Below are 23,619 nucleotides of genomic sequence, written 5' to 3' on the forward strand. Positions count from 1 at the left end.
CGGGGACATCGAGAACCAGGAATTCCCAGGTGGAACCTACCTTGCCCGCAACACGAGGCCCCCCGCCCCCACCCCCGCGCGAGCGGGGGCATACCGTGAGGAGTCGTACGCCTGAGCCGGGAGGAGAGACGATGGGCAGCCGTACCGCGCTGGTCGAGGATCTGATGGAGCGGTTTCCGCACGTGCCGCGGGAGGCCGTCCTCAAGGAGGACCTGCTGCGCGGAGGCGTGGCCTTCGACCCCTCCGCGCTCAGCGACAACGAGGGCGGCGAGGTCAAGCCGAAGTCGTACTTCATCTTCTCCTTCGACCACGGCACCCTCCCCGAGCTGGGCGAGGCCGCGCTGCGCCGCCCACCGGAGGAGATCATCCTCACCGGGGGCCCCTACGGCCTGCGGCGCACCGTCGTCTCGGTCCGGGTGAACCCCGCCTCGCCGTACCGGGTGGCGGCCGACGAGGACGGGATGCTCGGTCTCTACCTCGACGGGAAGCGGATCTCGGACGTCGGCGTCCCGCCCATGCCCGAGTACTACCGGCACAAGCTCTCCAACGGGAAGTCCGTCATGGAGGTCGCCCCCACCATCCAGTGGGGCTACCTGATCTACCTGACCGTCTTCCGGGTCTGCCAGTACTTCGGCGCCAAGGAGGAGTGCCAGTACTGCGACATCAACCACAACTGGCGCCAGCACAAGGCGGCCGGCCGGCCGTACACCGGGGTCAAGGACGTCGAGGAGGTCCTCGAGGCCCTGGAGATCATCGACCGCTACGACACCGCGAAGGCCTCCACCGCCTACACGCTCACCGGCGGCGCGATCACCAGGACCGTCTCCGGGCGCGACGAGGCCGACTTCTACGGCCACTACGCCAAGGCCATCGAGGAGCGCTTCCCGGGCCGCTGGATCGGCAAGGTCGTCGCCCAGGCCCTCCCGCGCGACGACGTGCAGCGCTTCAAGGACCACGGCGTGCAGATCTACCACCCCAACTACGAGGTGTGGGACGAGTACCTGTTCAAGATGTACTGCCCCGGCAAGGAGCGTTACGTCGGCCGCGACGAGTGGCACAAGCGCATCCTGGACTCCGCCGAGATCTTCGGCGCGCGCAACGTCATCCCCAACTTCGTGGCGGGGGTGGAGATGGCCGAGCCCTTCGGCTTCAAGACGGTCGACGAGGCGATCGCCTCCACCACCGAGGGCCTGCGCTTCTTCATGTCGCACGGCATCACGCCCCGCTTCACCACCTGGTGCCCGGAGCCGACCACCCCGCTCGGCAAGGCCAACCCGCAGGGCGCGCCGCTGGAGTACCACATCCGCCTGCTCCAGGCGTACCGGGCCACGATGGACGAGTTCGGCCTGTCCTCGCCCCCCGGCTACGGGCCGCCCGGCCCCGGACGTGCCGTCTTCTCCGTCAGCTCCTTCATGGACAGCCTGCAGGCGAACGAGCCCTCGGCCACGGAGGACGAACCCCCGGCGGTCTGACCGCGCCCGGGTCCGGCCACGACCGGGCCGTCCCCGGGTGACCGGCCGTTCACGGGCCCGGCCACGGCCGAAGCCGGTACCGTGGCCGTCGCGGAGGAAGGAGCGCCTCCACATCGAGTCGCGGGGCGGCCCGCGTCCGCTCCGGAGGCCCCGGTCGGCGGCGCGGGCCGCCCTGTACTGACATCTGAACAGCGCGCTTGTCAGTTGTGCGCAACTCGTGAAAAGCTCTGCCTCTGCCGCGAGGTTCCCCCCAACTCCATTGCCGACATGTTGAGTTGACCTCGCTTGTGGATGCAGGAGACTCATGCCCGACCTGCCGACCCCCAAGGACGCCGCCGAGGCCGCTCTCTTCTCGGAGTGCTGGGACGCCGTCCTGTCGTACGCCGACCTGTGCACCTCCGGGTCGACCGCGGCCAACGGCCTGGCCCGCGAGGCGTTCGCGCTCGGCATACGCGAGGCCCGTGCGGCCGAGGACGGTACCCGGCACGCGGCCGGCCGCCGCGCGTCCCGGCTGCCCCGGATCCCCCTGCTGCTGACCGCCGTGCGCACCACGGCGGCCGCCTGGGAGGCCCGGGGACAGGGCCACCGACTCGATCCCGACCTGCGGCTGTGGCTGAACTCCGACAAAGCCGCCCGTTACACCGGACCGCCCCTGCGCCGGCCCGTCGCGCTGCGCGGGCTGCGCGACATGCAGGAGCCGGACGCCTCGCTGCTGTGGCTGGCGGAGGTGGAGGCGCTGCCGCCGCGCGCCGTCGCCCGCAGGCAGGGGCTGGACCCGGCCGCCGCGATGGAGGAGCTGAACCAGGTCCGCGGCCTGTTCCGGGACCGCTGCCACCGCAACCATCTCGACACGCCGATGGACGCCGAGTGCCGCAGCTACGTCCGCCTCCTCGACGCCGTGACCCGCTCGCCCGTCGCCGAGACGCCGGAGGACCTCTCCCGGCACCTCGCCACCTGCGTGGAGTGCGCGGAGGCCGCGGCCTGTCTGCGGCTGCACGGCGGCGGGCTGCCGGCGGCGCTGGCCCAGGGCGTGATCGGCTGGGGTGGACTCGCCTACCTGGAGCGTCGCCGCCGTGCCGCCGAGGTACGGATGAGCGCCGGCGGCCCGGCCGCGCCCGACCCGGACGGCGAGTGGCACGACCCGGCCGCCGACAAGGCCCGCACCCTGCGGGGCGGCCTGCTCGTCGCCGCCGTCCTCGTCTCCGCGGTGGCCCTCGCCGTCTCGCTGATGCCGTTCGGCGAGAGCGGCGACTCCGCCCAGGGCGGCCTCCCCGCCGACAGCACACCGGTGGCCGGTCCCGGCAACCCGTCCGGGCCGTCCCTCGTGCCCGGCACCTCCCCCTCGTCGGCCGGTGCGGACACCGGCGCCGGCTCCGGTGCGCCGAAGCCGTCCGCGGACGGTACGCCGTCGGCGACGGGCCGGACCGATCCGGAACCCCAGGGCACCTCGTCGCCCACCGCGGGCACGGCGGCCTGCGAGGTGGCGTACGACCTCGTCAACCAGTGGCCCGACGGCTTCCAGGCCACCGTCACCGTGACCAGCGCCGAGCCGCTCGACTCCTGGCGGGTCGCCTGGACCTTCCGGGACGGTCAGCGGGTCGACCAGATGTGGGACGCGAGCGTCGCCCAGGACGGCTCGCGGGTCACCGCCACCGCCGCCGACTACAACAAGGACGTCCCGGCGGACGGCACCCTCTCCTTCGGCTTCCTCGCCTCCTGGCACGACAAGAACACCGCACCGCACGGCTTCAGCCTCAACGGCGCCGCCTGCACCCCGTCCTGACCGGCCGCCCGCCGGCACGCCCGCGTCATACCGGTGTCAGTCCCGGGTTCCCCGCCTCCGTGACGAAGGACGCCGCCGTGGAGACGGGGGAGCCGGGGGTCGTCACGGCCGTCAGCGTGCGGAAGTCGGCGCGGGCCGCTTCCGGGGTCAGCCGCACCCGGACGTAGCCGCGCCGGCCGTCGTAGAAGCGCAGGTGCGGATTGGCAGTGAGGTACGTCTGCCAGTTGGCGGGCCGCTCGGTGCCGTCCCTGCCACTGGCGACGGACGTGGCGACGATCTCGGTCCCGACGGTCTCGGACGCCGGGTCGTCGAAGTCGGCCTTGATGTCGAAGGCGTAGCCCACGTGGACGTCGCCGGTCAGCACGACCAGGTTGTCCACCCCGGCCGCCCGCGCTCCGGCGAGGACGCGGTCACGGGAGGCGCGGTAGCCGTCCCAGGCGTCCATCGACATCTTCGCCCGCGCGTCGGTGGACAGTCTGCGCTGCGAGAAGCAGACCTGCTGCGGCACCACGTTCCACACGGCGTCGGACGCCCGCCAGCCGTCCAGCAGCCACTTCTCCTGGGCCGCGCCGGTCATCGTGCGCGCAGGATCGTCGGACTCGGGACCGGGTGTGTGCTGGACGTCGCCGTAGGCCTGGTCGGAGCGGTACTGGCGGGTGTCGAGGACGTCGAACTGCGCGAGCGAGCCCCAGTGCAGACGCCGGTACAGCGGCATGTCGGGGCCGACCGGGGCCCGGCCCGCGCGCAGCGGCTGGTGCTCCCAGTAGGCCCGGTAGGCGGCGGCCCGCCGCAGCAGGAACCCGGCCGGCGGGCCGCCGTGCTCGTCGACGGCGCCGGCGTAGTCGTTCTCGGTCTCGTGGTCGTCCCAGGCGACGACGAAGGGATGGGCCGCGTGGGCGGCACGCAGGTCGGGGTCGCTCTTGTACAGGGCGTACCGCAGCCGGTAGTCCTCCAGGGTGACGGTCTCCCGGTCGAACACCGCGGGCAGTACCCGGTCCGGGTAGGCGCGCGCGCCGCCGGCGGAGTCCACCGGGTACTCGTACAGGTAGTCCCCGAGGTGGAGGACCACGTCGACGTCCTCCTGCGCGAGGTGCCGGTGCGCCGTGAAGTACCCGTCGTGGTACGCCTGGCAGGACACGGCCGCGAAGGCGAGCGCACCCGGTGCGGCGCCGGGGGCCGGCGCGGTGCGGGTGCGGCCGGTCTCACTGGTCCAGGCGCCCGTCCGGAACCGGTAGTAGTACGGCCGTCCCGCGTCCAGGCCGGTGACGTCGACGTGCAGGGTGTGGTGGTACTCGGGCAGCGCGAGGGCGGTACCGCTGCGCACCACCAGGCCGAAGCGCTCGTCCCGCGCCACCTCCCACTCCACGGCGACGCTCTGCCCGGCCAGCCCCCCGCCCGGCTCGTACGGCGCCGGAGCGATCCGGGTCCACAGGACCACGGAGTCGGGCAGCGGGTCGCCGGAGGCGACGCCCAGGGTGAAGGGGTCCTCGGAGATCCTCGCCGGGTCGAGCCGGCGGGCGGCGGCCGCGCCCCGCGCGGGGGTGTGGGTGGCGAAGGCGAGGGCCGCCGCGGCGGCGGTCAGGGTCAGGAACCGGCGGCGGCCGAAGTGCCGTGCGGCGGCGTGCGGTTCGGGACCGTGAAGGGCCGCGGACCGCTGGAGGGCGGCGCCGGGGAGCGGGGTTCGGTGACGGCCGGTCGGACGCATGGGGCTCGGCTCCCGTGAGGATCAGGGGGGCGTCTGCGGCCTCGGCGGCCGGAGCCCGCGGCGCGGGCCCCTAGATGCTAAGCGGACAATCCTCGCGATCCGGGCAGGCGTGACGTCTCTTCGGGACGTCGGTCCCTTCGGGCGGTCGGCCGCCAACGGGTCGGTGTCCGGGGCGCCCTGACCGTACGTCAGCACGGGAGGGCCTCCACGGCCCCGCCGCTACAGGCTTACGTAGAACCGCACGGTCGTGCCGTCCGGTGCCGTGTGCAGGCGCACCAGGTCCGCCACGTAGTGCACCAGCATCAGGCCCCGGCCGCCGATCTGGCCGCGAGCCGGCGGCCTGCGGCCGGCGAGCGGGTCGATCAGCCGTCCCCCGTCGCTGACCTCGCACACGACCTGACCCGCCTCGGTCCAGATGCGCAGCGTGCCCTGTCCGCCGCCGTGGACGACGCTGTTGGTCGTCAGCTCCGCGACCGCCAGTTCCGTGTCCTGCAGCCGCTGCCCGCCCAGGCCCAGCCGCGCGGCCCGGCCGACGGCGAAGTGGCGCGCGTCCGGCAGTTCGGCGGAGCCGAACGGGAAGACGGCGGCGTCCGGCGCGGGCACGAGCACCTCGTTGTACCGGTCCACCACGGACCGCCAGTCGTAGGCCTCGCTGGCCCGCTCACGGCCGTCGGCGATCAGCGTGGGGTGGGTGATCCGCGCGTCGGCGAGCACGTCCGCGTCCAGGCCGCCCGCGTCGTACGGGCACAGGATGGTCGCCGCCCGGCCCTCGAAGGCCGCGTTGATCAGCGCCTCGTGCTGCGCGCACGCCGGGTACTCCACCGGGCTGCGGCCGGCCCAGACCGGCTCCCCGATGATCCGCACCCGCGCGTGCGGATGGGCGTCGGCGAACGCGCGCAGCACACCCGGGATGATCCGCCCGGGGTTGCGGCCGGCGTCGGTCATGTCCAGGAACAGCACGTCCTCGGCGTCCGGCCCCAGTCCGGCCCTGACGATTTCCAGGCGGGGGCCGGGCACGGCCACCGCCACGGGTTCGCCGAGGGCCAGGCCCTCCCGGACGAAGGGCACCGTGTGGTCGGTGTAGTCCTGCTCCGAGCGGTAGAACAGCGCCGGGTGGAGGAACTTCTCGTCTGCTGCGACTGTCATCGCGGCGCCACCTCGATCCCGTGCAGGGCCGGCCAGAACAGGGCCAGCACGCGCGACAGCTGCGGGGGCGGACACTCCACGACGACCCGCCCGCCCGGCAGGTTCATCGCCGTGACGGCGAGCGCCGACACGCCGGCCACGTCGACGAAGCCCACGCGGGAGAGCTCCACGTAGGACACGTCCGCGTGCCGCCGGGCCAGGTCGGCCAGTGCTCCCTCCCAGGACCCACGGGTGGCCACGCCGATCTCGCCACTGACACGGATTCCGGCACGACCGGACAACGGGCTCACCTCCAGCACGGAACTGCCGTGCGGGGGAGCGGTGTTCCCCCGGTCGCGCGTGCCATCCACACTCGGTCTCCTCCACGGTCGCCGATCGGCTGCTTCGTTCCGGCGTGGCACGGACGCGAGGACGGCGTCTGCCCGGCCACGCAGCCTACCGTCCGTGCGGTGGCGCGGGCGGAGACGCCCCACCCGTGCCATGCGGATTCCCCGGGAGCGGGGCGGCCATGCCTCCCCGTCCCGTCCCGGTGTCCCGGCGACGGCTCAGCTCCCTGCGGTCTCCGCGAGGGTGTACGCCACGAGGGCGTTGGCGTGCCCGTGTCCGAGGCCGTGCTCGGACTTCAGCCAGGCGACCAGCTCCATGTGCCGGGTCAGCGGCGAGGCGCGGATCAGCTCCTGCCACTCGGTGACGGGACGGCCGTACTTCTTCTCGATCGAGGGGAAGTAGGCGGCGGGGCCTTTCACGGGAGCGCTCACGGCGGTCACGTCCTTTCCGGTGGTGGTCCGGTGGTGGTCCGGTGGTGGGACAGTCACTCTTCATGACTGCGGGAGGACGCCGAAGTGATCGGCCGGAGGGTGTGGCGTGCGTCACCGGGCGGGCGTGTCGCCCTGTCGCGGGCCGTGAACCGGGTCCCGGAAAACGAATGGCGTCCGGCGCCCGCGCGCGCCTATCCTGACGGGGCCTCGTCCGGCGGTCACCGCCGGTGCGCGGACGCCGCACGCGCCACAGACGCGCATGACGCACACGACACGGATCAGGAGGTGTGACCGATGACTGTCGCCGACACGGGTGCTGTTCGCAGCCACCAGACGTTCGTCCACACCACCTCCGCGGTCCCCGGCTGACCACACGAGCCTCCGCGCGCCGCTGAGCGCGCCGCCGGGACCGCCCCTGTGAAGGGTCCGTCTTGAACCTCTCCACCTCCCCGGCCCCGTCCCACCCGCTCGCCCCCTACGGCTGGGACGAGGGATGGGCGGCCGAGTTCGCCGTACACGCCGAGCGGGGTCTGCTGCCCGGGCGGGTCGTCCGCGTCGACCGCGGGCAGTGCGACGTCGTCACCGGCGACGGCGTCGTCCGCGCGGACACCGCCTTCGTCACCCCGCACGACCCCCTGCGCGTGGTGTGCACCGGAGACTGGGTCGCCGTCGACGCCGACGGCAACCCGCGCTACGCACGGGCGTACCTGCCGCGCCGTACCGCCTTCGTGCGCTCCACCTCGTCCAAACGGTCCGAGGGGCAGATCCTCGCGGCCAACGTCGACCACGCCGTCGTCGCCCTGTCGCTCGCCGTCGAACTCGACCTCGGGCGCGTCGAACGGTTCCTGGCGCTGGCCTGGGAATCGGGCGCCCAGCCCGTCGTCGTCCTCACCAAGGCCGACCTCGTCACCGACCCGGACGCGCTCGCGTACCTCGTCGAGGACGTCGTCAAGAGCGCGCCCGGCGTGCCCGTGCTCACCGCCAGCGCCATGGCCGGGCACGGCGTCGGGGAACTCTCGGCGCTCCTCGGCCGGGGCACCTCCGTGCTGCTCGGGGCGTCCGGCGCGGGCAAGTCGACCCTCGCCAACGCGCTCGCCGGCGAGGACGTCATGGACGTCCGGGCCACCCGCGACATGGACGGCAAGGGACGGCACACCACGACCACCCGCAACCTGCTGCCGCTGCCCGGCGGAGGCGTCCTCATCGACACGCCCGGACTGCGCGGCGTCGGGCTGTGGGACGCCGGTCACGGCGTCGGCCAGGTGTTCGCCGAGATCGAGGAGTTCGCCCGCGGCTGCCGCTTCCAGGACTGCGCCCACGAGCGCGAACCGGGCTGCGCGGTGCTCGCGGCCGTGGAGAACGGCGAGCTGCCGGTCCGGCGACTGGACAGCTACCACAAGCTCGTCCGCGAGAACCAGTGGATCGTCGCCAAGTCCGACGCCCGGCTCCGCGGCGACATCCGGCAGAGCTGGAAGCACAAGCAGGCCGCCGGACGGGCCGCCGGACGGGCCAAGCGGACGGGGCGATGGTGAGCGGGCGCGCGTTCGCCGCGACGCCCGGCCGCCGGGCGGGAACGAACGGGGTCCCCGGCCGCCGGGCGGGAACGAACGGGGTCCCCGGCCGCCGGGCGGGAACGAACGGGGTCCCCGGCCGCCGGGCGGGAACGAACGGGGTCCCCGCCGCCGAGCGGGAGGGGCTCCCCCGCTCCGGCTCCCCCGTCCACCCGGGCCCGCTCCACGGCCGGCCCGTCCGGGGCGGTGGCGGGGGGCCGCCCCGGGCCGTCACCGTCATGTCCGAATTCCGCTAGCGACGTTCTCCGGGCGGGCGAAGACTGGGACCCGTGATGGACGAGGAGAGCAGGTACGAGGCGGTTCGCAGCCGGGACGCCCGGTTCGACGGCGCGTTCTGCTTCGCCGTCGAGACGACCGGCATCTACTGCCGGCCCAGCTGCCCGGCCGTGCCGCCGAAACGGCACAACGTGCGGTTCTTCCCGACGGCCGCCGCCGCGCAGAGCTCGGGTTTCCGGGCCTGCCGGCGGTGCCGGCCGGACGCCAGTCCGGGTTCCGCCGAGTGGAACGCGCGCGCGGACGTCGTGGGCCGCGCCATGCGGCTGATCGGCGACGGGGTCGTCGACCGGGAGGGCGTCGCCGGGCTCGCCGCACGCCTCGGCTACAGCGCCCGCCAGGTGCAGCGCCAGCTGACCGCCGAACTCGGCGCGGGGCCCGTCGCCCTCGCCCGCGCGCAGCGCGCCCACACCGCCCGGGTCCTGCTCCGGACGACCGGCCTGCCGGTCACCGAGATCGCGTTCGCGTCCGGCTTCGCCAGCGTGCGCCAGTTCAACGACACGATCCGGGCCGTGTACGCCGCCACCCCGACCCAGCTGCGGGCCGCCGCCCCGCGGCAGGACCGTACGGCCGCACCCGCAGCGGGGATCCCGCTGCGGCTCGCCCACCGGGGCCCGTACTGCGCCGGCCCGGTGTTCGACCTGCTCGCGGCGGAGGCCGTCGCCGGAGTCGAGGAGGTGAGCGGTCCGCCGGGCGGCCGGACCTACCGCCGGACCCTCCGGCTCCCGTACGGCACGGGCATCGTCGCCGTCGGGGAACGGCCGGGCTCGGTGTCCGGCGCCGTCGTCCACCCCGGCGGCTGGCTCGACGCACGCCTGCACCTCACCGACCTGCGCGACCTCACCACCGCCGTCCAGCGGCTGCGCCGGCTGTTCGACCTGGACGCCGACCCCTACGCCGTCGACGAACGGCTCGCGGCGCACCCGCGGCTCGCCCCGCTCGTCGCCGCCCGGCCCGGGCTGCGGGCGCCGGGCGCCGCCGACCCGGAGGAGTACGCGGTACGGGCGCTGGTCGGCCGCGCCGAGGCCGGGCACCTGGTCCGCGTCCACGGCAAGACCCTGGACGCGCCCTGCGGCGGGCTCACCCACCTCTTCCCCGAACCGGCCGCACTCGCCGACACCGGCGGCCCCCCGGGCGTGCTCGCCACCGCCCTCGCCGACGGCACCGTACGGCTCGACGCCGGCGCCGACCGGGACGACGCCCAGGAGGCGCTGCTCGCCCTGCCCGGCCTGGACGGACGTACCGCGGCGGCGATCCGGGCCCGCGCCCTCGGCGACCCCGACGTCGCGCCGCCCGGTGCCGGCGTCCCCGACAGCTGGCGTCCCTGGCGGACGTACGCCCTTCACCACCTGCGTGCAGCGGAGGAACCCCGTGTACTTCACTAGCGTCGACAGCCCGCTCGGCCCCCTGCTCCTCACCGCCGGGCCGGACGGCGCGCTGACCTCCCTGTCCGTCCCCGGGCAGCGGGGCGGCCGTACCGTACAGGACGGATGGCGGCGCGACCGGGGTCCCTTCCGGGCCGCCGAGGAGCAGCTCGCCGCCTACTTCGCCGCCGACCTCGAGGAGTTCCGGCTGGAGCTGCGCGCCGAGGGCACGCCGTTCCGGACGCGCGTGTGGGCCGCCCTCGACTCCGTGCCCTACGGCGCCACCACGACGTACGGCGAGATCGCCGCCCGGGCCGGAGCCCCGCGGGCCGCCGTACGGGCCGTCGGCGGGGCCATCGGCGCCAACCCCCTGCTGATCGTCCGGCCCTGCCACCGCGTCATCGGCGCCGACGGCTCGCTGACCGGCTACGCGGGCGGCCTGGAGCGCAAGGTACGGCTCCTGACGCTGGAGGGAGCCGAGGCCGCCGCCCCGGCGGGCGCGCTCCGGACGTCCGGAAGCCGTCCTCCCGGGCCGCCGCGGCCTACCCCCACAGCACCGCCCCCAGCCACGCGCCCATGACCAGCAGGCAGGTGAAGAGTTCCGCGAGGATGCTGGATCCGCCCGCCCGCATCACCGTGCGCAGGGAGGCGCGGGCCGCGTCCGGGCGGCCCAGGCGGAGCCGCTCGGAGAGGTAGATGCCGCCCAGGAAACCCGGGATCGCACCGAGCACCGGCACCAGGAAGAAGCCGAGGAGAGCCCCCGCTCCGGCGTATCCGGCCATCCGGCGGGTGGCGCCGCTCGTCTTCAGGCGGCGCGGCGGCAGCGCCCAGCGCACCACCTGGGACAGGAACAGCGCGACCGTCGCGCCCACCAGCACCAGCCAGGAGACCGGCCGGGGGTCCTTCAGCGCCCACCACAGGACCGCGGCCCACACCAGCCACGATCCCGGCAGGACGGGCACCAGCACTCCGCACAGGCCGAGCAGGATCACCAGACCGATCAGCAGGAGTTCCCACGCTCCCATCTGCCCAGCCTGCCGGAAGCGGACAGAACGGGCAGGTCGAGGGGGCGTCCTGCCGCTCGCACGGTTGTTCACCGCGTCGGCCCTGACGCATTTTTTCGGATGCCCGGTCTCTCCGCGGCCCCCGCGGTGGACAATCAGGGGCATGAGCCAGCAGGGGGGAAGGCCCACCGGTCACGAGGACGACTGGTGGGGCCAGTTGTACGACGACACCACCGAGGACACCGGTCCCACGACCGGACCGGACTCGCTGGACGACAGGTTCGCGTCGGCGGCGGGGACGGTCCGCACCCGGGGCCCCGGCGACGTGACCCCCGGCGACTCGGACCCCGGTCACGCCGTTCCGGCCGACGTGCCGGGGGACACGGAGCCGCGGGCCCCGGGTGCGGTGCCGGGGCCGCGCCGGGAGCCGGGCGAGCAGGCCGACTGGTGGGCGGGGGAGCCGACGGGCGGACCGCCCCCACCGGCCGGGGCGGCCGGCCACCCTGCCGGGCCGACGACGTTCCTGCCCGGCCCCCTGCCCGCCGGCTTCGACGAACGGAAACCCCGGGCGCACGCCCCGGACGGCCGTACGTCCCCGGAGGCGGCGCACACCGCCCCGGCCCCGTATTCCGAGCCCTCCGCGCCGACGACGGCCACCGACCGCGACCCGGCCCCGCCGGAAGTCCCACCGGCCCCGCCGGAAGTCCCACCGGCCCCGCCGGTCGGATCAGCCCCGCCGGCCCCGCCGGCCCCGCCCCGGCCGCCGTCGCCACCCCCGCCCGCCGACGGTGCGCCCCCGCTCCCCGGGACCCCGCCGCTCCCGCCTCCCGCCGCGCAGGCGCATCCCCGGCCCCGGCACGTCGCGCACCCACCGGCCCCCGCCGAGCCGCCCCCGCCGGCCGAGCCCTACCTCGGGTCCGGGCCGCCCACCTACGACCCCGAGCCGACCGCGCTGCCCGCCGCCGATCCGGACGGGCTGGACGGCCTGGTCGCGGACACCGTGCTGGACGGGGCCCGGTACGGGGCCTGCACCCTACGGGCCGCGTCCGTGCGCGGGGACTCCGCGCGGTTCCGGGGCGAGCCACGCAGGGACTCACTGCTCACCGCCCGTTTCGGCAGCGGCGACCAGGCACTGGTCCTGGTCGCGATGGCCACCGGCGCCCGCGCCGTGCCGGGCGCGCACCGGGCGGCCGCCGAGATCTGTCACTGGATCGGACGGGCCGTGGGCCGCAGCCACGCCCGGCTCGCCGAGGACATGCGGGCCGCCCGGAGGGGGGATGTGAAGTCGGGGCTGCACCGGCTCACCGACCGCAGCCTGGGACGGCTGCGGGCCAGCGCCGCGGAACAGGGCCTGGCGCCCGACGAGTACGCGGCGGACCTGCGATGCCTGCTGCTGCCCGCCGACCCCGCGTGCCGGGTCCGGGTCTTCTTCGGCGTCGGCCCCGGCGGACTGTTCCGCCTCCGGGACGGTGCGTGGCAGGACCTCGAGCCACCGGTCGGTGAGGCCGTCGGCGCGCCGGTCGTCGGCTTCGGAGCGCCGCCCGCCGAGACCCCCGAGGGCGACCGGCTCACCATGGACTTCGGCGTCCCGACCCCGCCGGGCCCCTACGAGCCGGCCCCCGGACCGCCGCGCGAACCCTTCCGGTTCCGGGCCTCCCTCGCCCGCCCGGGTGACACCCTCCTGATGTGCTCCGACGGCCTCGCCGAACCGCTGCGCGGCGAGCCCCGGCTCCCCGCCCACCTCGCCCGAGGGTGGTCCGCGCCGACCCCGCCGGGCCTCGCCGCGTTCCTCGCCGACGTCCGGATCAGGGTCAAGGGGTACGCGGACGACCGTACGGCCGCCGCCGTTTGGGAGGCGTGACGCGGTCCGCTGTGGATTGATGGAACCCGGAGGGATCCGAAGGATCTACGGAGACCGAAGGGGCAGAAGAGCACCATGGCCAAACAGAACGTCGCCGAACAGTTCGTCGACATCCTCGTCCGCGCCGGAGTGGAACGCCTCTACGGCGTCGTCGGCGACAGCCTCAACCCCGTGGTCGACGCGGTTCGCCGCAACCCCGCCATCGACTGGGTGCACGTGCGCCACGAGGAGACCGCCGCGTTCGCCGCCGGCGCGGAGGCGCAGATCACGGGCAAGCTGACCGCGTGCGCCGGGTCCTGCGGGCCCGGCAACCTGCACCTGATCAACGGCCTGTACGACGCCCACCGCTCGATGGCACCGGTCCTGGCGCTCGCCTCCCAGATCCCCTCCAGCGAGATCGGCCTGGGCTACTTCCAGGAGACCCACCCCGACCGTCTCTTCCAGGAGTGCAGCCACTACAGCGAACTGATCTCCAGCCCGAAGCAGATGCCCCGGCTGCTCCAGACGGCCATCCAGCACGCCGTCGGCCGCAGCGGCGTCAGCGTCGTCTCCCTCCCCGGTGACATCGCCGCCGAGCCCGCGCCCGAGAAGGCGGTGGAGACCGCGCTCGTGACCTCCCGGCCCACGGTCCGCCCGGGGGACGCCGAGATCGACGAGCTCGTCCGGCTGATCGACGCGGCCGACAAGGTCACCCTGTTCTGCGGCAGCGGCACGGCGGGCGCGCACGCCGAGGTGATGGAGTTCGCGGAGAAGATCAAGTCACCGATCGGCCACGCGCTGCGCGGAAAGGAGTGGATCCAGTACGACAACAGGTTCGACGTCGGGATGAGCGGGCTCCTCGGGTACGGCGCCGCCTACGAGGCCACCCACGAGTGCGACCTGCTGATCCTGCTCGGAACCGATTTCCCGTACAACGCCTTCCTGCCCGACGACGTCAAGATCGCACAGGTGGACGTGCGGCCCGAGCACCTCGGCCGGCGCTCCAAGCTGGACCTCGCCGTGTGGGGCGACGTGCGGGAGACCCTGCGCTGTCTGATCCCGCGCGTGCGGGAGAAGAAGAGCCGGCGGTTCCTCGACAAGATGCTGAAGAAGCACGCCGACGCCCTCGAAGGGGTCGTGAAGGCGTACACCCGCAAGGTCGAGAAGCACGTTCCCGTCCACCCCGAGTACGTGGCGTCCGTCCTCGACGAACTCGCCGACGAGGACGCCGTCTTCACCGTCGACACCGGTATGTGCAACGTCTGGGCGGCCCGTTACATCACGCCCAACGGCCGTCGCCGCGTGATCGGTTCCTTCTCGCACGGCTCGATGGCCAACGCGCTCCCCATGGCCATCGGCGCGCAGTTCACCGACCGGGAACGGCAGGTCGTGTCGATGTCGGGCGACGGCGGATTCGCCATGCTGATGGGCGACTTCCTCACCCTCGTCCAGTACGACCTGCCGGTGAAGGTCGTCCTCTTCAACAACTCCTCCCTGGGCATGGTGGAGTTGGAGATGCTGGTCGCCGGACTGCCCTCCTACGGCACCACGAACAAGAACCCGGACTTCGCCGCCGTCGCCCGCGCCTGCGGCGCCCACGGCGTGCGCGTGGAGAAGCCCAAGGACGTCGCGGGGGCCCTCAAGACCGCCTTCCGGCACAAGGGTCCGGCCCTCGTCGACATCGTGACCGACCCCAACGCGCTGTCCATCCCGCCGAAGATCAAGGCCGAGATGGTGACCGGGTTCGCCCTGTCCGCCTCGAAGATGGTGCTGGACGGCGGCGTCGGGCGCATGGTCCAGATGGCCCGCTCCAACCTCCGCAACGTCCCGCGACCCTGACGCCGGCCCGGCGCCGGGCCGGGAGACAGCGTGCGGCGCGGCGCCGGGGCCACGGATCGGGCACACCGAGCAGGGGTGATTTCGGCCAACTTCGCGCGCCGGTGCCGGGGGCGGGCCCGCCGCCACCCGCCGGGGGAGGCACCGGGCCCACCGGGACGTGGCCGAACACCTGGTCGTCGCCGATCCGGCATGACTGGCCCGCCGCCCAGGGGGGCAAGCATCCCGTGAACGTGTTCGAGCAGGAGGGGAACCGACATCGGCACGCGGGCGGGGGTCATGAAGAGGCAGGCACGAGGCAGCGGTTCGACCGTGATCGCGGACACCTCGGAGAGGAAGCGGACAGGGGAGGCCACGGCGGACGGCGTCGGGGAGCGAGGGCACACGTCCCAGCTCCGGCACAGGCTCGGGCGGGCGGACCTGCGGGCCGTGCCCGAGACGCGCCGGGCGCTGCGCGAACTGCTGCGGCACTGGGGGAGGCCCGGACAGTCGGATACCGTCGAACTGCTCACCAGTGAACTCGTCACCAACGCGCTCGTCCACACCGATCGGGACGCGCTGCTCACGGCGACCGTCGGGCCGGGCGGTCTGCGAGTGGAGGTACGCGACTTCGCGGCCGGTCGTCCGCGGCCGCGCGGGCGGGGCGCCGAGGAGGGCACGCACGGCCGGGGCCTGGTCCTGGTGCAGTCCCTCGCGGACGCGTGGGGCGTGCGGACGCACGGCATCGGGAAGGCGGTCTGGTTCGAACTGGGCGCCGGAATGGCCTGAGCGGGCCGCCACCGGCCGCCCGACGGGTCGCCGGTCGACGGGCCGCCGGCACCAGGATCACGGGACCAGGATCACGGTAACGCGGCCACGGGAACACGGGAACACGGGAAGGGGGCGCGACCTCGCCGGTCGCGCCCCCTTCCCATGACGGTACGTCAGCCGAACTGCTTCTCCAGGTCCTTGAGCTTGCGCTCCAGGGAGTCCAGGCGCGGCAGGGCCATCGTGTCGTCCTCCGCGGTGAGGTCGACGGTGATCGGGTCAGTGCTCTGGCGTACGGGCTGGAGGGAGGGCCGCGTACGCACGGGCAGCTGTTCCGGCGAGTTCGCCGCTATGGCAGGCTCCGCGGGAGCACGTTCGCCGACCCGCTCCAAGGAGGCCTGGGCCTCCAGCTGGCGGCCGCCCCGACCCGGGAAGCTGCGGTGTCCGCGGCTGATCGCCTTGAGCTGGGCGCGCTCCACGCGGTTCTGCTCGCGGCGGCGCAGGCGGGCCGCCTCCTTCTGCCGCTTGTCCTCGCGCACCTCGTCGACGGCCTCGTCCAGGCTGCGCACGTTCTCGAGGAGCATCAGCGACCACGCCTTGTACGTCTCACGGGGGGCCCGCAGCCAGCGCACGACACGGATCTGCGGCAGCGGACGCGGCACCAGGCCCTGCTCGCGCAGTGCGGCCCGGCGGGTCTGCTTCAGCGCCCGGTCGAACAGGACGGCCGCGGACAGGGACATGCCGGAGAAGAACTGGGGTGCGCCGTCGTGGCCGAAACCGCGGGGAGCGTGCACCCAGTTGAACCAGGCCGCGGCACCCGCGAACGTCCATACGAGTATCCGCGAACCGAGGGCCGCGTCACCGTGGCTGGCCTCGCGCACGGCGAGCACGGAGCAGAACATCGCCGCCCCGTCCAGGCCGAACGGCACGAGGTACTCCCAGCCGCCGGACAGGTTCAGGTTCTGCCGGCCGAAGCCGACCAGTCCGTGGAAGGAGAGCGCGGCGGCCACCGCCGCGCAGCAGAACAGCAGGACGTAGGAGGCGGTGCCGTAGATGGCCTCCTTGCGCCTGCGGCGCTCTTCGCTGCGCTCCCACGAGTCGTCGCTCGTGTTCTCCCCCGAGGAGCGCTTTCCGCGCGCGAGCACCGCCACCGCCGCCAGCATGCCCAGGAGCAGCACGGCGCCCGGAAGCAGCCAGTTCAGCGATATGTCGGTCAGTCTCATCTGGGGTCCCTTGCATTGGGATAGGGCGTAACGCCCGCCATAGTGGCCCAATCCCGCCTTCCCTCAGGGGGTTTCGGGGCAAGAGGCCGCCAAGGAGGTGCAAGGGGATGCCCAGGGCGACGTTCTGCTCGAACTGCCGCTTGAGGGGCGGGAGTTGAGTTCGAATAAGACTACCCGTACGGGTGGTTCCACGGAAAGTTCCCGTGTCGAGTGAGGAATTTGTGAAGCACCCGTAACAGGCCGGGAGGTCTCGTTCGGGTGATCTTACGGGACGCGAGGTGCCGGATCGACCTGGGGGAGGATCAACTCGCGGCCAGTGCCGTGAGCTTGCCGACCCGGTCCGCGTCGCAGGTGCGCGGACAGGTGGCACAGGTGTCCTCGGGGCGCACCGTGTAGAACATGCAGCAGCTCGCCCGGTCCCGGGTGGGCAGCGGCTTCCCGTCCGGTCCGGTCAGCTCCCGGAAGGCCGCCGAACCGACGTACGGCCGGGTCGCGCCCGGCAGCAGCAGCTCCAGTTCGCGGCGGGCCCGTTCACCCTCGGCCTCGCCGAACAGGCCGGCGACGTACCAGAGGCCCTCGACGATCTCGTCCGTGACCATGCCCCACAGGGCGCGCCCGCGCCGCCGGGTGCGCGGGCCGAAGCCGGCCAGCACGGGCTCGTGGTGCTCGGCGACGGCGGCCCGCACCTCGGCGCGCAGGGCCTCCTCGTCCGGGACCACCCGGGCGCCGGGCAGGGCCGCGGCCGGGTCGCCCGGCAGGCAGGCGAACGAGACGGGTGCGCGGACGGCCATCCGCATCCCGGCGCCGGTGCGGTCGTACGAGACGTGGGTCACCGGGAGGCGGGGGACCCGGCGGTGCAGGAACCAGGGGGCGGTGATCAGCAGGCAGGCCGGCCAGGCGTACCGGTGCAGTCCGAAGCTCGCCACGACGTCCGGGCGGGCCCGCTGCCCGTAGTCCCGCACCACCTGGTTCTCGTCCCAGGCCAGGAAGGCGTCCAGCTCCGCGCCGCCCTCCGCCAGCTCGGCCGCCGACACCCAGCCGCCGCCGCGCGGGGCGGGTTCACCCGGCCCCAGTTCCCTGACGGTCAGGCCCGGGCAGGCCTCGGTGAGGCGCGCGTACGCGTCCGTCACGGCCGACGGGTGTGAGGGCATACCGGTACCACCGATCCAACGATGAGGGCGAGGTAAGCCTTACCTTACCCAATCCGGTCGGGATGTGAACTGACGGCCGGTAACGCCTAAGGTGCTTGACGGACGAGTAACAACCGGCCGTAATGACCCCAAGTGCCGACAGATCCGGAGGAGAACCCGTGGAGCGGAGCGCGCAGGGCTTTGCCGGCCCGGGAGTCCCCGGCACGGGACCGCGGGTTCCCGCGCAGCCGCGCGCCACGGACCGGGACCGGGGTGCGCCGGGCCCCGGCGGCGACGGCCCGCCGCCCGGCCCCGGCCCCGGCGGCGGCCTCTGCGGCGGCCCGGGCCCCGGCGGCGACGCCGGCGCCGTACGCGGCGAGCACACGCACGGCGAGACCCCCCTCGAGCGTGTCCGACCCCTCGTCCAGCGGTCCTCCGTCCGCGGTCAGATCCTCGACGCCCTGCGCACCGCGCTCGTCGCCGGGGAGCTGACGCCCGGCGAGGTGTACTCGGCCCCCGCCCTCGGTGAGCGCTTCGGCGTCTCCGCGACACCGGTGCGGGAGGCCATGCAGCAGCTCGCCCTGGAGGGCGCCGTCGAGGTCGTGCCCAACCGGGGGTTCCGGGTGGTCGTGCGCGGCGCGCGGGAACTGGCCGAACTGGCCGAGGTGCGCGCCCTGATCGAGGTCCCCGTGATGCTGCGGCTCGCCCGCACGGTCCCCGCCGAACGCTGGGCGGAACTGCGCCCCCTCGCCGAGGCGACCGTCCGGGCCGCCGCCTCCGGCTGCCGCGCCACGTACGCCGAGTCCGACCGCGCCTTCCACCGCGCGGTCCTCGGTCTGAGCGGCAACGGGCAACTGGTCTCCGTCGCGGACGACCTGCACCGCCGCGCGCAGTGGCCGCTGGTGGGCGGCCCCGTCTCGCGCGGCCGGGCCGACCTGGTGGCGGACGCGGCGGAACACCTGACGCTGCTGGAAGCGCTGGGAGCGGGGGACGCGGACGTGGTGCAGGCACTGGTGCGGGAGCACTTCGCGGGATCGCGCTGAGGGCCGTCGGCTCCGCCGTCTCCGCCTGTTCGTCTCCGCCTGTTCGTCTCTGCCTACGCCGTCGCCGCCGGTGGTGTCAGATGGCGGGCCAGCCACGTCGGGACGCCGCCCAGGAGCCGGAAGAGGCGTCCCGCCTCCTCGCGCAGCCGGGACGCCTCCGGCTCGGTCTCCGCGTCCGCCAGCGAGACCAGGGCCGGGGCCGTACCCACCAGGTAGCCCAACTCCTCCCGGATGCGCAGGGATTCGGCGAATCCGTGACGGGCCTCGGCGGTGTCGCCGTCGCGCAGGGCGAGGCCCGCCAGGTGACGCCAGGTGAAGGACAGCAGCAGGGCGTCGGAGCGGGCCGCGGCGGCCGTGTGCGCGCGCCGGTAGGCGGCGCGCGCGGCCTGCGGGGAGCGGGTCAGGTTCTCCGCGAGCAGTCCGCGCCGGAAGTCCAGCAGGGGCCGTCCCGCCGCGTCCGGAGGGATCAGCGCGGCCGCCCGGCCGAGCGCGGCCCGCGCCTCGTCGGCCCGGTCGCGGACCCCGTGCACCGTCGCCGCGTACGCCAAGTGCCCTCGCTCGCAAGCGGCGGCGCCCCGTTCCTCGTCGGTGTGGGCGAGGGCCTCGGCGATCCGCAGCGCGTCCTCCGCCTCCTGCCAGCCCTGCTCGGTGTAGAGGCACCGTTCCACGAAGAGGGACGCCCGCTGGACGGCCCCCGCCGCGCTGTCCGACGGCAGTAACGCCGCGGCGTCGGCCCAGCAGGCCCGCGAGCGCAGCCGCCACACCGCGGTCTGGAGGGGATCGTCACCAGCGGTCGTTCCATTGCCCGACATGGCGGAATGCGCCACGTTGCCCTCCCCAGGGTTCTGTCCTTCGGATCAGCTCGGGGTCACGGGGCCCGGCACGCGCGTCCGCGGCGGTGCCGTCGGTCCTCGACGCTCCGCGTCGGCTTCCTCCCGCGCCGTGCAGCTGCACGCACCGCGTCCCGCTCACCGGCACGGCAAGGCACCGCCCCTCACGACGACCTGATCCGAAGGGCAGGCCCAGCACACCGTTGAGCTTCGAGTGGTGGCCGCATCTCAACACGAATGACGGGCCGGGCCAAGGGGGCGGGTGAAGCTTTTCACAAAGTCGGGGGACTCGGGCGCCCCCCGGGTTTCAGCTCATCCGCAGGGCCAGGAAGAAGTCCAGCTTGTCCTCGAGGCGCGAGAGGTCCCGGCCCGTCAACTGCTCGATGCGGCCGACGCGGTAGCGCAGTGTGTTGACGTGCAGGTGGAGCCGGGACGCGCAGCGGGTCCAGGAGCCGTCGCAGTCCAGGAACGCCTCCAGCGTCGGGATCAGCTCGGCGCGGTGCCGCCGGTCGTAGTCGCGCAGGGGGTCCAGGAGGCGGGCGGTGAAGGCCCGCCGGACGTCGTCGGGGACGAAGGGCAGCAGCAGGACGTGCGAGGCCAGCTCCTGGTGGCCCGCCGCGCACACCCGGCCCGGGCGGGCCGCCGCCACCCGGCGGGCGTGCCGGGCCTCCTCCAGGGCGCCCCGCAGCCCCTCCGCCGAGTGCACCGCCGCGCTGACTCCGAGCGTGACCCGGCCGTCGCCGTCGAGGCCCGCGGCCAGCGGCTCCCGCACGGAGGCCAGCAGGGTGTCGGCGAGGACCCCGGACTCCGGTCCGTCGTGCTCGCCGGCGACCGCCGGGAGGGGGACGAGGGCGACGGCCTCGTCCCCGAGGTGGGCGACGGCGATGCGGTCGGAGGGCTCGGGGCCGGTGGCGTGCGGGTCGACGAGGATCTCCTCCAGGAGGGACTGGGCGACCGGACCGCCTTCGGTCCCACCCCCCTCCGCGCCGTCCCACTCCACGCGCGCCACGACGACCTGCCAGTGCGGCGCGGCCCCCAGCCCGGGCAGCAGCACCGGCGCCGCCACCCGCAGCCGGGCCGCGATCTCGGCGGGCGCCGCGCCCGTCTGGACCAGTTCGAGAACCTCCTGGGCGAGCCGTCTGCGCACCGTGCGCGCCGCGTCCCGCCGGTCCCGCTCGACCGAGATGAGCTGGGTGACGCCCTGGAGCAGGTCCAGCCGCTCCTCCGCCCAGTCCCCGGCGTCCGCCTCGACGGCCAGCAGCCAGTCCGACAGCACCGTCCCGCGCACGTCACCCGCGGCCTGCGGGGCCCGCCCGCCGCCGCGGACCGGGAACAGCGAGTACGTCGCACCGGCGAGGACCACCCGGTGCGGGCCCCGCCGGCCGGTGCGGACGGCCACCAGGTGCTCCGCCGCCAGCTTCGCGCACACCTCGGCCGGCAGCCCCGGCCCCGCCGCCTTCGGGCCCGCGACGAGCCGGCCCGTGGGCGACAGCACCCAGGCGCGCAGGTCCAGGTCGGAGCCGAGCAGGTCCAGGACCACGTCGGGACCGCCACCCGCCGGTCCCGAGGTCATCATCCGGCGGTGCCGGTCGACGACCGCCGCGAGGTCCCCGGCACGCTCCCCGGACACCTGGCGCACGACGTGCTCGGTGATCGTCGCGAACGCCACCGACTCGTGCACCGCGAACAGCGGCAGCCGGTGCCGGGCGCAGGCCAGGACCAGGTCGTCGGGCACGTCGCCCAGTTCGGCCTCACCGGCGGCGAGCGCGGCCACCTGGGCCTGCACCAGGAGCCGTACGAACGGTTCGGAGTCGGCGGCGTCCCGGCGCCAGGCCAGCCCGGTGAGCACCAGCTCGCCGCCGGAGAGGTAGCGGCTGGGGTCCCGCAGGTCGGTGGTCATGACGCCGCGTACCGTGCGGTCCAGCTCGTCCTGGCCGCCGAGCAGCCGCAGGCCCAGCGCGTCGGTGTCCAGCAGTGCGCGCAGCCGCATTCTCGTCGCCGCCGTTCTTTGTCCGGAAATCTACGATGAAGGGTGAGGGGTCCGCGGGGCCGAGCGGGTCCCGGTGCCGGGCTCCCGGCCCCCGTGAGCACCCTCACGAGCGGCATTCTCGGACTGCCGGGTCGTTTCCCACGTTTCCACGGGAGAACCGGGAGGTTACCGATGGCCTCCGTTCATACGAATCTACAAGATGCCCGCCCCGACCAGCCAACTCCTTCATGGTTTCCGTGACTGACCCGGGCGGAGTACGGAGCTGTGTACTGGCCCGGATCCGCGTGAACATCACCAGAAAAAGCCGGGACCGCCGCACCCGATCCGGCCCGAACCGACGAATCACGAGACCGAAACCCACGAGACCGAAACCCACGAGACCAAGACTCGCGAGACCAAGACCCACGAGACCAAGAAGAGAGCCGGTCATGGACTTCCTTCGCCCCGCCAGCTGGCAGGAGGCGCTCGCCGCGAAGGCCGAGCACCCCACCGCCGTGCCGATCGCGGGTGGCACCGACGTGATGGTCGAGATCAACTTCGACCACCGGCGGCCCGAGTACCTCCTCGACCTGGGCCGGGTCGGCGACCTGTACGAGTGGGAGGCCGGCGAGGACTCGGTGCGGCTGGGTGCCTCCGTCCCCTACACGAGGATCATGGAGAACCTGCGGTCCGAGCTGCCCGGCCTCGCCCTCGCCTCGCACACCGTGGCCTCCCCGCAGATCCGCAACCGCGGCGGCGTCGGCGGCAACCTCGGCACCGCCTCCCCGGCGGGCGACGCCCACCCCGCCCTCCTCTCGGCCGGCGCCGAGGTCGAGGTCGAGTCGGTGCGCGGCTCCCGCCGCATCCCCATCGACGACTTCTACACCGGGGTGAAGCGCAACGCGCTCGCCGCCGACGAGCTGATCCGTGCCGTGCACGTCAAGAAGGCCGACGGCCCCCAGCAGTACTCCAAGGTCGGCACCCGCAACGCCATGGTCATCGCCGTGTGCGCCTTCGGACTGGCCCTGCACCCCGACACCCGCACGGTCCGCACCGGGATCGGCTCGGCCGCGCCCACCCCCGTCCGGGCGAGGACCGCGGAGGAGTTCCTGAACGCCGCGCTCGACGAGGGCGGCTTCTGGGACAGCGGAAAGATCATCACCCCGTCGCTCGCCAAGCGGTTCGCGGACCTGTGCGCCGCCGCCTGCAACCCGATCGACGACGTCCGCGGCACCGCGAGCTACCGCCGCCACGCGGTCGGCGTCATGGCCCGCCGGACCCTGACCTGGGCCTGGGAGTCGTACCGCGGCGCCGGCCGCACCACCCGTCGAAAGGGAGGCGCTGCCTGATGCGCGTCAACTTCACCGTCAACGGACGTCCGCAGGAGGCCGACGACGTGTGGGAGGGCGAGTCCCTGCTGTACGTCCTGCGCGAGCGGCTCGGCCTGCCCGGCTCCAAGAACGCCTGCGAGCAGGGCGAGTGCGGCTCCTGCACCGTCCGCCTCGACGGCGTCCCGGTCTGCGCCTGCCTGGTCGCCGCCGGCCAGGTCGAGGGCCGCGAGGTCGTCACCGTGGAGGGCCTCGCGGAGTACGCCGGGGAGCGCTCCCGCGCAACCGGCGCCCGCGGCGGCACCTCGCCCGGCGAGGCCGGGGCCCGGCAGGCCGGGAGCGCGGACTCGCACACCGGCGAGGGCGGTGAACTCGCCCCGATCCAGCAGGCGTTCATCGACGCCGGTGCCGTCCAGTGCGGCTTCTGCACCCCGGGGCTGCTGGTCGCCGCCGACGAGATGCTGGAGCGCAACCCGAACCCGACCGACGCGGACGTCCGCGAGGCGCTCTCGGGCAACCTGTGCCGCTGCACCGGCTACGAGAAGATCATGGACGCGGTCCGCCTGGCGGCCGCCCGGCAGGCAGAGGCGGTCTGAC

Annotated in this window: 20 protein-coding genes; 11 read left to right on the forward strand and 9 right to left on the reverse strand. The window is 74.2% G+C overall.

Annotated elements, in window-relative coordinates; genetic code table 11:
• The first annotated feature begins 131 nt into the window (after positions 1-131).
• Complete coding sequence (locus ACGFQC_RS29910; protein ID WP_363091488.1) at positions 132-1,472, forward strand: radical SAM protein; 1,341 nt, start codon at positions 132-134, stop codon at positions 1,470-1,472.
• 304 nt (positions 1,473-1,776) lie between these two features.
• On the forward strand, positions 1,777-3,255 hold the full coding sequence (locus ACGFQC_RS29915; protein WP_363091489.1) for a cellulose-binding domain-containing protein: 1,479 nt from the start codon (positions 1,777-1,779) through the stop codon (positions 3,253-3,255).
• A 25-nt stretch (positions 3,256-3,280) separates the two neighbouring features.
• Here the strand turns inward: ACGFQC_RS29915 and ACGFQC_RS29920 are convergent, their stop codons facing one another.
• The 4 genes from ACGFQC_RS29920 to ACGFQC_RS29935 form a co-directional block, all read right to left on the reverse strand.
• Positions 3,281-4,960, reverse strand: a complete 1,680-nt coding sequence (locus tag ACGFQC_RS29920; RefSeq protein ID WP_363091490.1) for an alkaline phosphatase D family protein — start codon at positions 4,958-4,960, stop codon at positions 3,281-3,283.
• Between the two features lie 219 nt (positions 4,961-5,179).
• Positions 5,180-6,106 (reverse strand): anti-sigma factor RsbA family regulatory protein, encoded by a 927-nt coding sequence (locus ACGFQC_RS29925; RefSeq protein WP_363091491.1) that lies wholly within the window; start codon positions 6,104-6,106, stop codon positions 5,180-5,182.
• A complete protein-coding gene (locus tag ACGFQC_RS29930) occupies positions 6,103-6,456 on the reverse strand; it encodes an STAS domain-containing protein (protein ID WP_363091492.1) in 354 nt (117 codons plus the stop codon). Before ACGFQC_RS29930 ends, ACGFQC_RS29925 begins: the two co-directional genes overlap by 4 nt.
• 195 nt (positions 6,457-6,651) lie before the next feature.
• Complete coding sequence (locus ACGFQC_RS29935) at positions 6,652-6,864, reverse strand: DUF4287 domain-containing protein (RefSeq protein ID WP_363091493.1); 213 nt, start codon at positions 6,862-6,864, stop codon at positions 6,652-6,654.
• A 431-nt stretch (positions 6,865-7,295) separates the two neighbouring features.
• Between ACGFQC_RS29935 and rsgA the strand changes: the two genes are divergently transcribed.
• From rsgA to ACGFQC_RS29950, 3 genes are all read left to right on the forward strand, one after another.
• Complete coding sequence (rsgA, locus tag ACGFQC_RS29940; RefSeq protein WP_363091494.1) at positions 7,296-8,396, forward strand: ribosome small subunit-dependent GTPase A; 1,101 nt, start codon at positions 7,296-7,298, stop codon at positions 8,394-8,396.
• Between the two features lie 311 nt (positions 8,397-8,707).
• Positions 8,708-10,093: an AlkA N-terminal domain-containing protein gene (locus ACGFQC_RS29945; RefSeq protein WP_363091559.1), complete on the forward strand. Its 1,386-nt coding sequence runs from the start codon at positions 8,708-8,710 to the stop codon at positions 10,091-10,093.
• Complete coding sequence (locus ACGFQC_RS29950; protein ID WP_363091495.1) at positions 10,062-10,652, forward strand: methylated-DNA--[protein]-cysteine S-methyltransferase; 591 nt, start codon at positions 10,062-10,064, stop codon at positions 10,650-10,652. The genes ACGFQC_RS29945 and ACGFQC_RS29950 overlap by 32 nt, the downstream gene beginning before the upstream one ends.
• Here the strand turns inward: ACGFQC_RS29950 and ACGFQC_RS29955 are convergent.
• On the reverse strand, positions 10,615-11,097 hold the full coding sequence (locus ACGFQC_RS29955; protein ID WP_363091496.1) for a DUF456 domain-containing protein: 483 nt from the start codon (positions 11,095-11,097) through the stop codon (positions 10,615-10,617). The two genes, ACGFQC_RS29950 and ACGFQC_RS29955, sit on opposite strands and share 38 nt — an antisense overlap.
• A gap of 142 nt (positions 11,098-11,239) precedes the next feature.
• On the opposite strand from ACGFQC_RS29955, the gene ACGFQC_RS29960 reads away from it, so the two are divergent.
• The 3 genes from ACGFQC_RS29960 to ACGFQC_RS29970 all read left to right on the forward strand — a co-directional run bounded on the left by ACGFQC_RS29960 (position 11,240) and on the right by ACGFQC_RS29970 (position 15,520).
• Complete coding sequence (locus tag ACGFQC_RS29960; RefSeq protein ID WP_363091497.1) at positions 11,240-12,937, forward strand: protein phosphatase 2C domain-containing protein; 1,698 nt, start codon at positions 11,240-11,242, stop codon at positions 12,935-12,937.
• Positions 12,938-13,012: 75 nt separating this feature from the next.
• A complete protein-coding gene (locus tag ACGFQC_RS29965) occupies positions 13,013-14,755 on the forward strand; it encodes a pyruvate dehydrogenase (protein WP_363091498.1) in 1,743 nt (580 codons plus the stop codon).
• Positions 14,756-15,031: 276 nt separating this feature from the next.
• Positions 15,032-15,520: an ATP-binding protein gene (locus ACGFQC_RS29970; protein ID WP_363091499.1), complete on the forward strand. Its 489-nt coding sequence runs from the start codon at positions 15,032-15,034 to the stop codon at positions 15,518-15,520.
• A gap of 155 nt (positions 15,521-15,675) precedes the next feature.
• Here ACGFQC_RS29970 and ACGFQC_RS29975 read toward each other — a convergent pair whose 3' ends face one another.
• Both ACGFQC_RS29975 and ACGFQC_RS29980 read right to left on the reverse strand, forming a co-directional pair.
• Complete coding sequence (locus ACGFQC_RS29975; protein WP_363091500.1) at positions 15,676-16,722, reverse strand: DUF2637 domain-containing protein; 1,047 nt, start codon at positions 16,720-16,722, stop codon at positions 15,676-15,678.
• A gap of 302 nt (positions 16,723-17,024) precedes the next feature.
• Positions 17,025-17,873, reverse strand: coding sequence for a (2Fe-2S)-binding protein (locus ACGFQC_RS29980; RefSeq protein WP_363091501.1), 849 nt, complete (start codon positions 17,871-17,873; stop codon positions 17,025-17,027).
• A 158-nt stretch (positions 17,874-18,031) separates the two neighbouring features.
• On the opposite strand from ACGFQC_RS29980, the gene ACGFQC_RS29985 reads away from it, so the two are divergent.
• Complete coding sequence (locus ACGFQC_RS29985) at positions 18,032-18,895, forward strand: GntR family transcriptional regulator (protein ID WP_363091502.1); 864 nt, start codon at positions 18,032-18,034, stop codon at positions 18,893-18,895.
• A 53-nt stretch (positions 18,896-18,948) separates the two neighbouring features.
• On the opposite strand, the gene ACGFQC_RS29990 is transcribed toward ACGFQC_RS29985, so the two are convergent.
• Positions 18,949-19,707: a hypothetical protein gene (locus ACGFQC_RS29990; protein WP_363091560.1), complete on the reverse strand. Its 759-nt coding sequence runs from the start codon at positions 19,705-19,707 to the stop codon at positions 18,949-18,951.
• Positions 19,708-20,032: 325 nt separating this feature from the next.
• The gene (locus ACGFQC_RS29995; protein ID WP_363091503.1) at positions 20,033-21,715 is read right to left on the reverse strand and encodes a PucR family transcriptional regulator ligand-binding domain-containing protein; all 1,683 of its coding nucleotides are present in this window, start codon (positions 21,713-21,715) and stop codon (positions 20,033-20,035) included.
• 428 nt (positions 21,716-22,143) lie between these two features.
• Between ACGFQC_RS29995 and ACGFQC_RS30000 the strand changes: the two genes are divergently transcribed.
• Together ACGFQC_RS30000 and ACGFQC_RS30005 are read left to right on the forward strand one after the other, a co-directional pair.
• Positions 22,144-23,043: an FAD binding domain-containing protein gene (locus tag ACGFQC_RS30000; protein ID WP_363091504.1), complete on the forward strand. Its 900-nt coding sequence runs from the start codon at positions 22,144-22,146 to the stop codon at positions 23,041-23,043.
• Positions 23,043-23,618, forward strand: a complete 576-nt coding sequence (locus ACGFQC_RS30005) for a (2Fe-2S)-binding protein (RefSeq protein ID WP_363091505.1) — start codon at positions 23,043-23,045, stop codon at positions 23,616-23,618. The genes ACGFQC_RS30000 and ACGFQC_RS30005 overlap by 1 nt, the downstream gene beginning before the upstream one ends.
• Position 23,619 lies beyond the last annotated feature (1 nt).

The sequence above is a fragment of the Streptomyces sp. NPDC048734 genome (assembly GCF_043198675.1).
GTDB lineage: Bacteria > Actinomycetota > Actinomycetes > Streptomycetales > Streptomycetaceae > Streptomyces.